The 10,764-nt window shown below is 73.4% G+C and carries 9 protein-coding genes; 4 read left to right on the top strand and 5 right to left on the bottom strand.

Annotation, left to right across the window (positions count from 1 at the left end; all coding sequences use genetic code 11):
• From ACRDP3_RS22090 to ACRDP3_RS22080, 3 genes are all read left to right on the top strand, one after another.
• Positions 1–1,097 (top strand): PP2C family protein-serine/threonine phosphatase (locus ACRDP3_RS22090; RefSeq protein ID WP_431518732.1); only part of this gene is annotated, 1,097 nt, incomplete at its 5' end.
• Positions 1,098–1,141: 44 nt separating this feature from the next.
• Positions 1,142–2,524 carry a vWA domain-containing protein gene (locus ACRDP3_RS22085; protein ID WP_431518731.1) on the top strand — a complete coding sequence of 461 codons (1,383 nt, stop codon included), beginning with the start codon at positions 1,142–1,144 and terminating at the stop codon, positions 2,522–2,524.
• A 63-nt stretch (positions 2,525–2,587) separates the two neighbouring features.
• Positions 2,588–3,919 carry an FHA domain-containing protein gene (locus ACRDP3_RS22080; RefSeq protein ID WP_431518730.1) on the top strand — a complete coding sequence of 444 codons (1,332 nt, stop codon included), beginning with the start codon at positions 2,588–2,590 and terminating at the stop codon, positions 3,917–3,919.
• A 14-nt stretch (positions 3,920–3,933) separates the two neighbouring features.
• On the opposite strand, the gene ACRDP3_RS22075 is transcribed toward ACRDP3_RS22080, so the two are convergent.
• The 4 genes from ACRDP3_RS22075 to ACRDP3_RS22060 all read right to left on the bottom strand — a co-directional run bounded on the left by ACRDP3_RS22075 (position 3,934) and on the right by ACRDP3_RS22060 (position 8,740).
• The gene (locus tag ACRDP3_RS22075; protein WP_431518729.1) at positions 3,934–4,956 is read right to left on the bottom strand and encodes an N-acetylglucosamine kinase; all 1,023 of its coding nucleotides are present in this window, start codon (positions 4,954–4,956) and stop codon (positions 3,934–3,936) included.
• Positions 4,947–6,236, bottom strand: coding sequence for a 6-phospho-beta-glucosidase (locus tag ACRDP3_RS22070; protein WP_431518728.1), 1,290 nt, complete (start codon positions 6,234–6,236; stop codon positions 4,947–4,949). The genes ACRDP3_RS22075 and ACRDP3_RS22070 overlap by 10 nt, the downstream gene beginning before the upstream one ends.
• Positions 6,237–6,278: 42 nt before the next feature.
• Complete coding sequence (locus ACRDP3_RS22065; RefSeq protein WP_431518727.1) at positions 6,279–7,547, bottom strand: ROK family transcriptional regulator; 1,269 nt, start codon at positions 7,545–7,547, stop codon at positions 6,279–6,281.
• A gap of 161 nt (positions 7,548–7,708) precedes the next feature.
• Complete coding sequence (locus tag ACRDP3_RS22060; RefSeq protein ID WP_431518726.1) at positions 7,709–8,740, bottom strand: mechanosensitive ion channel family protein; 1,032 nt, start codon at positions 8,738–8,740, stop codon at positions 7,709–7,711.
• A 311-nt stretch (positions 8,741–9,051) separates the two neighbouring features.
• On the opposite strand from ACRDP3_RS22060, the gene ACRDP3_RS22055 reads away from it, so the two are divergent.
• Complete coding sequence (locus ACRDP3_RS22055; protein WP_431518725.1) at positions 9,052–9,591, top strand: HNH endonuclease; 540 nt, start codon at positions 9,052–9,054, stop codon at positions 9,589–9,591.
• A gap of 88 nt (positions 9,592–9,679) precedes the next feature.
• Here ACRDP3_RS22055 and ACRDP3_RS22050 read toward each other — a convergent pair.
• Positions 9,680–10,764 (bottom strand): discoidin domain-containing protein (locus tag ACRDP3_RS22050; protein WP_431518724.1); only part of this gene is annotated, 1,085 nt, incomplete at its 5' end.

Here is a 10,764-nt window from a genome sequence, read left to right as displayed (position 1 = left end):
GCCGGGCGGCGCCGGACCCGCGCACCGTGGACCCGCGCCTCATGCTGGACGACTCCCCCCGCACCGCTGCGCCGGACATCTCACCGGACGACCTGGAGAGTGGAACGCCGGGCAGTGCGCTCCGCGCTCTCGTCGACGCCGAGCAGTACGGCTCACCCGGGACGGCGGCAGAGCAGGGGGAGCGGCAGGAGCCGGGACCGCGCTGCGTCGCCTGCGCCACCGGTGCCATCGACGGGGACGGCTACTGCGAACACTGCGGGCACAAGCAGCCGTGTGAACGTGACCACATGGAGGGCGAGTTGCCCTCGGTCGCCGCGGCCAGCGACCGTGGACTGCGCCACCATCGCAACGAGGACTATTTCGCCCTCCTCGAGGCGGCCACGCCCGAAGGGTCCACGGGGACCATCGCCGTGGTCTGCGACGGCGTCTCCTCCGCGACCCGGCCCGACGAGGCGTCGGCCGCGGCGGCCCGGGCCGCCGGCGCGTCGATGCGGGATTCGGTCCCCCAGGGCACGCACCCTCAGCAGGCCATGCACGGCGCACTGCTCGCCGCCTCCGACGCGGTCAACGTCCTTGCCACCGAGGGCCCCAACGAGCCGTCCAAGAACGCCCCGGCCTGCACCATCGTCGCCGCCTTCAGCGCGGACGGCATCCTCACCGTCGGCTGGATCGGGGACAGCCGCGCCTACTGGGTGCCCGAGGACCGCGGCGCGCCGGCGGCCCGGCTGACCGAGGACGACTCCTGGGCGGCCCAGATGGTGGCGGCGGGTCTCATGAACGAGGCCGAGGCGTACGCCGATGCCCGGGCGCACGCCATCACGGGCTGGCTCGGCGCGGACGCGTACGAAGTCGACCCGCACACCGCGTCCTTCAAGCCGGACCGGCCGGGCGTGGTGGTGGTGTGCACCGACGGGCTCTGGAACTACGCGGAGTCCGCCGAACAGATGGCCGCCGCGGTGCCCCCCGACGCCCGGACCCGGCCACTGCACTGCGCGCGGCACCTGGTCGGCCACGCCCTCGACGGCGGCGGCCACGACAACGTGACGGTGGCCGTCGTCCCCTTCTCCGTGCCTGCGGGAGAGGGCGGACCGGTCTGACGCGACGCACATCTCCTCTTCAGCACGGAACAGGAGCCGAACAGATGGCCAACTTCGCAAAGCCGGGGGCGCCGCGGTTCTCGGCCGACATCTATCAGAACGAATTCCTGCCGGAAGGCGCGCGAGAGGTCAACGCGATCGTCACGGTCACCTCCTCGGGCGGCGGTACGGCGGAGGGCGGTACGTCGGGCGGTCCGCCGCTGCCGACCACGGAGCCGAGCGATCTGCCGCCTCCGCGGGCCGGTGACGCCCGGTCCGACACCGCCGTCGTGATCATGGTCGACTGCTCGGGCTCGATGGACTACCCGCCGACGAAGATGCGCAACGCGCGCGAAGCGACCGCCGCCGCGATCGACACGGTGCGCGACGGGGTCTCCTTCGCGGTGGTCGCGGGCACCCACAAGGCCACAGAGATCTATCCGGGGAACGGCGGCACGGCAGTGGCCGACGTGCACACCCGTGCCGAGGCACGGGAGGCGCTGCGCCGGCTCGAAGCGGGCGGCGGTACCGCCATCGGCACCTGGCTGCGACTGGCCGACCGGCTGCTCTCCTCGGCCGGGGCCGCCGTCCGGCACGGCATCCTGCTCACCGACGGGCGTAACGAGCACGAGGAGCCGGAGCAGCTGAGCGCCGCGCTCGAGGCCTGCGCGGGCCGCTTCACCTGTGACGCCCGGGGCGTCGGCACGGACTGGGAGGTGAAGGAGGTCACCAGGATCGCCTCGGCGCTGCTCGGCTCCGCCGACATCGTCGCCGATCCGGACGGCCTGTCCGCGGACTTCACGCGCATGATGGAGAACGCCATGGGCAAGGAGGTCGCCGATGTGGTGCTCCGCCTGTGGACACCGCGGGGCGCGGAGATCAAGTTCGTCAAGCAGGTCGCGCCGACGGTCGAGGATCTGACCGGCCGCCGTACCGAGGCGGGCCCGCGTGCCGGTGACTACCCGACCGGTTCCTGGGGTGCCGAGTCCCGCGACTACCACGTATGTGTGGAGGTGCCGGCGGCCGAGGTGGGTCAGGAGATGCTGGCGGGCCGGGCCTCACTGGTGCTGTCCGATCCGGACGGCGGCATTCGCGAGACCCTCGCGCAGGGTCTGATCCGGGCGGTCTGGACGGACGACATGATCGCCACGACCTCCATCAACGCGCAGGTCGCCCACTACACGGGTCAGGCGGAACTCGCCCAGGCCATCCAGCAGGGGCTGGAGCTGCGGAAGGCCGGTGACGAAGGGGGCGCGACGGCCAAACTCGGGCGAGCCGTACAGTTGGCGAGCGCGTCCGGGAACGCCGATACAGCGAAACTGCTTTCGAAGGTGGTGGACGTCGTCGATGCGGCGACCGGTACTGTTCGACTGAAGGCGAAGGTTGCCGACGCCGACGAGATGACGCTGGAGACGCGGTCCACGAAGACGGTCCGCGTGAAGAAATGACAGGTCCACGAGGGACGGACCGCAGGCAGCGACTACCAGGAGCACGAGGGGGAGGCATTCACCATGCCGACTTGCCCGAACGGACACCAGTCCGCGGCCGATGACTGGTGCGAGGTGTGCGGTCACCGCATGGCCGACGCGGCAGCCGCGCCCGCCGGTGCCGTCCCGCCGCCCTCCCCGCCCGTGCCCGGTGGCGGCTACGGCTATCCCGGGCCGCCGCCCGGTGGGCCCGGTGGTCCGGGCGGGCCGCCCGTTCCTCCCGGCCAGCCCTCGCAGGGCTACGGCTACCCGGGGCCCGGCGGTCCTGGCGGTCCGCCCGTTCCGCAGCAGCCGCAGGCCGAACTGTGCCCGCAGTGCGGCACCGCGCGCCAGGCTCTGGCGCCCTTCTGCGAGGGGTGCCGCTACAACTTCCTGACCCACACGCCGACCACGTACGTGCCGGCGGACCCGCAGCCGCCCTCCGCGTTCCCGCAGCAGGGCCACCAGGGCCAGCAGGGCCAGCCGGGCCAGCCGGGCCAGCAGGGGTATCCGGGTCACCCCGGCCAGCAGGGTCCGCCCCCGCCACCGTCTTTCCCCAGCCAGGGCCAGGGGCAGGACCAGTCGTTCGAATACCAGAACTCCCGGCCCTCCCAGATGAACCGTTCCGCGGAACCGCTGGCCCCCGGGTCGCCGGTGACTCCGCCACCGCCACCGTCCCCGTCCCCGCCCCCGCTCGGTCCCGGGCCTAACGGCTTCCCGGGGCAGGGCTACGGCCAGGGGCAGCCCATGGCGCCGCAGGCACCGCAGCCGCCTTCCCCGCCGAGCGGCGACTGGACGATCCCGCCGCCGGCCCCGCCCCAGCAGGAGCAGTCGCAGCAGCCCGCCCCTCCTCAGTCCTTCCAGGCCCCGCCGCCCGACCCCTTCCAGGCCCAGCAGCCCGGTCCACCGCAGTCCGGCCCGCCGCAGCCCGGTCCGGGCGGGCCGGCACAGCAGCAGGGCGGGCCGCACTCCGGTTCCTGGACGGCTGTCATCGCGCCCGACCGCGAGTACTTCGCGGCGATGATGGGTCGCAGCGGCCCCGAATCGGCGAGCCTCAACCTGCCCGCCTACTCGCCCGAGCAGCAGCTCCCGATGGCCGGCCACCAGATCACCATCGGCCGCCGCCGCCACTCCACCGGGGAGGCCCCGGACATCGACCTGGCCCGGACGCCCGAGGACCCGGGCGTCTCCCACCAGCACGCCGTGCTGGTCCAGCAGCCCGACGGCAGCTGGTCGGTCGTGGATCAGGACTCCACGAACGGCACCACCATCAACGGCGCCGAGGATCCCATCCAGCCGTTCGTCCCGGTCCCCCTCGTGAGCGGCGACCGCGTCCACGTCGGCGCCTGGACGACGATCACCGTGCACCGCTCGTAGTCCGGCGTCCCGCTTCAGGCGTAGTGCGCGCGCAGCCGGGCGTGTGCTTCCGGTGCGGAACCGGCCCGGTCGAGGCCGAGGAGGGCCGCGCCCAGTACGGGCGGCGCGGTGACCACGTGGGTGGTGGCCTGGGGCGCGCGGTCGGCGAGCAGGTGCGTGAGGTGATCGTGCAGCAGGGGATGACGTGCTGCGGCGACGCTGCCGCCGAGGAAGACCGGGGTCGCGGTGCCGAGCAGTGCGAGGCGGTTCAGCGTGACCGTCGTCAGGGAGACGATCTCCTCGGCCTGTCGTCGTACGAGGGCGCGTGCGACCGGGTCGCCCGCGGCGGCGACCGTGAAGAGGAGCGGGGCGATCTCGTGCTTGCGGGTGTCCGGCAGGTCGCCCATGTGCAGGGCCTCGATCAGCGCGTACATGGAGGGCAGGCCGAAGTGGCCGGGCAGTGCTCGCGCGAGCCGGGTGGGCTCGCCGCGGCCGTCCTCGGCCCGGGCCGCGTACCAGATCGCTTCGGCTGACAGCCCGCCCCCGCCGCCCCAGTCGCCGGAGATCCGGCCGAGGGCGGGGAACCGGTGCGTTCGGCCGTCGGCGTCCCGGCCCACGCAGTTGATGCCCGCGCCGCAGACGACGGCGACGCCGTGCCGTACCGACCCGTCGTCGGGCAGCCCGGCGCGCAGAATGGCGAAGGTGTCGTTGGCCACGTGCGTGCTGCGACCCCAGCCCCGTGCCGTCAGGGCGGCGGTCAGCAGGCGTTCCTCGCGCGGCAGGTCGGCGTTGGCGAGACAGGCCGAGACGTGCGCGAGCGGTGGCCGCCCACCGGGCCCGGCCGCCCAGCCGTCCCGGCCGAGGCCGGCTCCGGCGTCGGCCAGCGCGTGTCCGACGGTCTGTGCGAGCGCGTCGACCGCGACCTCCACGCCGGCCGTCGGCGGCTGGAAGCCGTCGCCGCGTGCGCTGCCCAGCACGGCGCCGTCGGCGGCTACGACCGTCACGTCCGTCTTGCTGTTGCCCGCGTCGATGGCCAGGCAGGCAGTGGTCAGGCCCACGCCAGGTGGTCCCGGTTGTGGGCGAGCAGCCGGTCGGTCAGGGCCTCGGCCATGCCGTACTGGCCGACGAGCGGGTGTGCCAGCAGTGCCGTGAAGACCCGGTCGCGGCCGCCGCGCAGCGCCGCGTCCAGGGCCAGGTTCTCGTACGCGGTGACGTGTGCCATCAGGCCCGCCTGGAGCGGGCCGACGGCGGGCGCGGGCAGCGGCAGGGCACCGGCGGCGCCGACCGTGGCCGGTACTTCGATCACCGCGTCGTCGGGGAGGAAGGGCAGGGTGCCGTCGTTGAACACGTTCACGACCTGCACGGGCGAGGGCTGCCCTGCCGTGGCCCCTCCGGACGTGCCGCCCAGCAGAGCGGCGGCCAGTGCCACGGCGGCCTCCGAGTAGAAGGCGCCGCCCCGCTTGCCCAGCAGGGCGGGCTTCTCCGCCAGCGCCGGGTCCCCGTACATCTCCAGCAGCTCCCGCTCCATGGCGGCGACCTCGGCCGCGCGGGAGGGCTTGGTCCGCAGCTCTTCGACGACCTCGTCGTGCGTGTAGTAATAGCGCAGGTAGTACGAGGGGACGACGCCGAGCCGGGCCGGCAGCCCGCGCGGCAGGCGCAGGTCCTCGGCGATGCCGGCGCCGTGCTCGGCGAGCAGCCGGGGGAGCTGGTCCGGTCCGTCCGGCCCGCCCAGCCGTACGGCCAGTTCCCAGGTGAGGTGGTTGAGCCCGTAGTGGTCGAGGTGGATCTCCTCGGGAGGCACCTCCAGCCGGGCCGCGAACTTCCGCTGCAGATGGATCGCCACGTTGCACAGTCCGACCGCCTTGTGCCCGGCCTGCAGCAGTGCCCGGGTGACGATGCCGACCGGGTTGGTGAAGTCGATGATCCACGCGCCGGGATTGGCACGGCGTACGCGCTCGGCGATGTCGAGCACCACGGGGACGGTGCGCAGCGCCTTGGCCAGACCCCCGGCGCCGGTGGTCTCCTGCCCGACGCAGCCGCACTCCAGCGGCCAGCTCTCGTCCTGCTGCCGTGCCGCCTGGCCGCCCACGCGCAGTTGGAGCAGCACGGCGTCGGCGTCCGCGACGCCGGCGTCCAGGTCGGCGGTGGTGGTGATGCGGCCGTCGTGGTCCTGCTCGGCGAAGATGCGGCGCGCGAGGCCGCCCACCAGTTCCAGCCGGTCCGCCGCCGGGTCGATGAGCACCAGTTCGCCGACGGGCAGGGTGTCGCGCAACCGCGCGAAGCCGTCGACGAGTTCAGGGGTGTAGGTGGAGCCGCCGCCGACCACTGCGAGTTTCATGTCCTGTGTACGTCCTTACGAGGCACGAGGGTTCGGGGGGCGTCAGCGGGAGGTGTCGAACACCTCGTCGCGGGTGGTGGCCAGCGCGCTCTCCAGCGCGCCGTGCAGTACGGGGTGTTCGGTGACCGTGCCCAGCACCAGCAGCGGTCTGGGCACGGCGAGTTCGGTGAGTTCCGCGCGTACCAGCTCACGCAGCGGCTCGCCGCCCGCCGTGAGCACGCCGCCGGAGAGCACGATGAGCTCCGGGTCGAGCACGGCGACCATGGAGGCGAGACCGGTCGCGATGCCGGTGGCGAAGCGGCGCAGCAGTTCGCCGTGCGGCCCGTCGCCGTTCCCCGGGCCGCCCGCGGGGCCTGCTCGGCCGCCTTCCGTGGCGAGCACCGCGCGGGCGACCAGATCGGCTGCCTTGGCGTGCAGTTCGGCGGCCGGGTCGTGCGGCAGGCCGAGTTCGTGTGCCCAGCGCACCACCGCGTTGGCCCCCGCCAGTTCCTGGAAGCCGCCGCTGTTGGTGTGCGCGGGATCGCGTACGAGCGCGGTGCCGGGCACCGGCAGGAAGCCCACCTCGCCCGCGCCGCCGGTCCGGCCGCGGTGCAGCCGTCCGCCGATCACGAGGGCGGCGCCGATGCCTTCCTGGTTCCACAGCAGCACGAAGTCCTCGTGGCCGCCCGCCACGCCCAGCCGCTGCTCGGCGACGGCGGCGAGGTTGACGTCGTTGTCGTAGTCGAGGGACATCGGCAGGGCGGCGGCCAGCTCGTCCAGCAGCGTGGGGGAGTGCCAGCCGGGCAGATGCGAAGCGTAACGCAGCCGTCCCGTGCTGGGGTCGAACGCGCCGGGCGTGCCGATGACGACGCGGTGCAGGTCGGTGCGGTGCACGTGGGCGGCCTTGGCCGCGCCCTCCACGGCCCGTACGACCAGGTCGGCGGTCCCGCCGTGGCGCGGCCCGGACCTGGCCGCGCCGGTCGGCGGCGGCGTGGCCAGTTCGTACGTGCCGATGGTGCGGCCGGTGATGTCGGCGACCCCGGCGAGGATGCGGTGGGTCGTGACGTCCACCCCGGCCACGTGCGCGACGGCCGGGTTGACGGCGTACAGCTGGGCGTTCGGGCCCGGCCGGCCTTCGCTGCTGCCGGTGACGACGACCAGACCCGCGGCTTCGAGGCGGGCCAGCAGCTGGGAGGCGGTCGGCTTGGAAAGCCCGGTCAGCTTGCCGATCCGCCCGCGCGACAGGGGGCCCTCGGCCAGCAGCAGATCGAGCGCGGCACGATCGTTCATCGCGCGCAGCACCCGAGGGGTCCCCGGTGTCATCCCGGCCATCGCTGCCGCCTCCACCCCCGAGCGCGCCGACGGGCCTTCGAGCGCGTCAGCGGGGGAAATACTGTTAGGAAGGTTTCCTGTTACGTTCAGGACACTAAGCCCCCGCTCGACCGGCGTCAATAGGCGCCCGGGGCAGGTGCCCGGGCAGCCGCCCGGAGGTGCTAGTCACGCCGTTTCTGCAGCGGCACTCCGTCGCCGCCGCCGTCCCGGCCCTGTCGCGCGTTGCCTGCCTCCAGCGCCAGCGACTGGTCGTCCACGATGTCGATGCCCTGCCGGTCCAGCGCCCGCTTGATCCGCCAGCGCAGTTCCCTTTCCACCCCGAGCGACTTGCCCGGCATGGTCTTGGCCGAGACCCGCATCACCATGGCGTCGAGCGTCACGGAATCGAGTCCGAGCACCTCGACGGGTTCCCACAGCAGCTCGTCCCAGGGCTCGCTCTTCGCCAGCTCCTCACCCGCCGCGGTGATCACCGCGCGCACCGTGTCCAGGTCCTCGCCCGCCCGCACCTGTACGTCCACGGCGGCCGTCGCCCACCCCTGGCTGAGGTTGCCGACGCGTTTGATCTCGCCGTTGCGGATGTACCAGATCTCGCCGTCGTCACCGCGGAGTTGGGTCACGCGCAGCCCGATCTCCAGCACGGTGCCGGCGGCCTCCCCGACGTCGACCCGGTCCCCGACCCCGTACTGGTCCTCGAGCAGCATGAAGACCCCCGCCAGCAGGTCCGTGACCAGGTTGCGTGCGCCGAATCCCAGTGCCACACCCGCGACACCGGCGCTGGCCAGCAGCGGGGCGAGATTGATGCCGAGGTCCGAGAGGACCATGAGCAGGGCGGTGCCGACGATCACGAAGGAGGCGACGTTGCGGAGCACCGAGCCGATCGCCTCGGAGCGCTGCCGCCGCCGTTCGCCGTTGACCAGCAGCCCGCGCAGCGCGTTGCCGCTGTCGGCGGCCTCCGCTCTGCGGTTCACGCGCTTGATCAGTTTGCTGATGGAGCGGCGTATCGCGTAGCGCAGCATGATCGCGATCACCGCGATGAGCAGGATGCGGAGCCCCGCGGCCACCCAGTCCGACCAGTTCGCCTCGATCCATCCGGCGGCTTCGGTGGCCGACTCGTGTGCGTCGTCCAGCGAGGCCGGACCGTCGTCCTGTCCGCTTGCGGCGCCGATCAGCCTGAACACAGCAGAACCTTCCATGCGGGGCGACTTGACCCACCGGGACGGGCCCGGCGGACACGCCACCACACTAACGGCGCACACCCTCCACACTCCGCACCGCCGGGTGGCGGGGAGGTGTGCGGACCGTCCGTGGCGCACTCCGTGTAACGGCCCGTGACCGTGCTGACTGGTCGGGCGGGGTGCGCGTTTCGGCGGAAGGCGGACGGTGTGGTGGAAAACACGCCCGTTGCGTTACCTGGTCGTGGTGGCGGAGTGAGCGGGGCACGGGACACACTGAGGTGAGATCGTCCCGGCGCGAGCCACGCGCCGCCGACGTACAAGGAGGCACCGTGCCGCATGTCCTGGTCCTCAACGCGTCGTACGAGCCGCTCGGCGTCGTACCGCTACGTCGCGCGCTCATCCTCGTGCTCAACGACAAGGCGGTCAGCCTCGAGGAGTCCGGCGCCCTGATGCACAGCGCCACCCGTGTCATACCCGCCCCCAGCGTCGTCCGCCTGAAGCGCTTCGTGCGGGTCCCCTTTCGGGGCAGCGTTCCCCTGACCCGCCGGGCGCTCTTCGCCCGCGACGGCGGTCGGTGCGCGTACTGCGGTGGCATCGCGACCAGCGTCGACCACGTCATTCCGCGCAGCCGCGGGGGACTGCACACCTGGGAGAACGTGGTGGCGGCCTGCCGCCGCTGCAATCACGTCAAGGCGGACAGACATGTGGCCGAGATCGGGTGGCGGCTGCGCCATCAACCGGCGCCCCCGTCGGGACTCGCCTGGCGGATCATCGGCACGGGACACCGCGACCCGCGCTGGATGCCGTACCTACAGCCATACGGCGCGGACGACGCCCTCGCCCGGATCGACGGCAGAGCCACTGCCTGAGACCGGGCTTTGTTGTTCTCGCGGCACGGGCAGGCGGGGGCAGGAAGGGAGGCACGAGCAGGCACGGGCAGGCACGGGCCGCGAGCTGTCAGTCGCGGCCCCGCACGGCATACGCCTCGACCGACCAGAGCGAGTAGCCGAAGCGGGTCGCCCGCTCCTCTCCCTGGACGCGGACGTACCGGGTGTCCGCGGGCGCGTCCATCCGCACCGTCTCCCGGCCGCCCCTGCCGTCCCCTACGGTCGCGGCCGTGCGCCACCGCTTGCCGTCCGGTGAGACCTGCACGCGGTAGCGCTTCGCATAGGCGTCCTGCCAGTGCAGCACCAGCTCGCCCACCCGCGTGGGCCGCCGCAGCCTCAGCTGCAGCCACTCGCCGTCCTCGGCGGGCGAGGACCAGCGGGTGCCCTTGCGGCCGTCGTTGACGGCGGACGCGGGGAAGTCCGGAGTCTCGTCGGCGGACGACGCCGCCTCGGCGGTACGGGCGAGGTCCGGCCCGCCCGTACGGGGGAAGGCGCTCACGGTCAGCGTGCGCCGCTCGCCGCCGAAGGAGACCGGGATCTCGTGAGTGCCTGGCCGCACCGAGGCGCCGGCCTCGATCCGCACGCGGACCCGTGCCGTGCCGCCGCGCGGCACCTCCGTACGGTCCGGGGTGTGCACGGTGAATCCGTCGGGAGCCTTGGCGGTGACCCGGCCGCGTACGTCTGCCGGGCGGCGCGCACGCAGCTCGGCGGTGACCTCGCTCGTGCCACCGCCGATGGGGACGTAGATCTGGTCACGGGAGAGCGTGAGGGAGGCGTCCGGACTGTCGGCGAACCACGGGGTGATCTCGTGCACGACGGGCTCGCGTGAGTCCGGCGACCAGGCGAGCCGCAGCGCGTCGGCGCGAACGCCGTGGCCGTCCGTCTGCGTCCAGCCGCTGCCCGACAGTGCGCCGAGGCGCCGCCAGCCTTCGCCCGGCACGTGTGCCTCGACCCGGGCGCGGGTGCCCGAGCCGGGACCCGTCTGCACGGTGACCGCGTCCAGGGGGCGCTGTTCGGGCAGCCGCACGGTGAGTGCCGGCGTAGGGGACGGCCTGTTCCGCGGGCCCTCGTCCGGGCGGCCGTCCGGTTCGCCGTCGGGCGCGCCGTCGGGCTGCCCGTCCTCGGGGGCGTCCGGAGGGCTGTCCGGGCCCAGCC

Source organism: Streptomyces sp., assembly GCF_050698815.1.
Classification (GTDB): Bacteria; Actinomycetota; Actinomycetes; order Streptomycetales; family Streptomycetaceae; genus Streptomyces.
The sequence above is the reverse complement of the archived record's forward strand: the minus strand, read 5'-3'. Positions and strand labels throughout refer to the sequence as shown.

Coding starts and splice junctions, on each gene's coding strand:
- ACRDP3_RS22065 (WP_431518727.1), bottom strand. CDS start 7,547: ATGGCCGGGATGACACCGGGGACCCCTCGGGTGCTGCGCGCGATGAAC.
- ACRDP3_RS22070 (WP_431518728.1), bottom strand. CDS start 6,236: ATGAAACTCGCAGTGGTCGGCGGCGGCTCCACCTACACCCCTGAACTC.
- ACRDP3_RS22080 (WP_431518730.1), top strand. CDS start 2,588: ATGCCGACTTGCCCGAACGGACACCAGTCCGCGGCCGATGACTGGTGC.
- ACRDP3_RS22060 (WP_431518726.1), bottom strand. CDS start 8,740: ATGGAAGGTTCTGCTGTGTTCAGGCTGATCGGCGCCGCAAGCGGACAG.
- ACRDP3_RS22085 (WP_431518731.1), top strand. CDS start 1,142: ATGGCCAACTTCGCAAAGCCGGGGGCGCCGCGGTTCTCGGCCGACATC.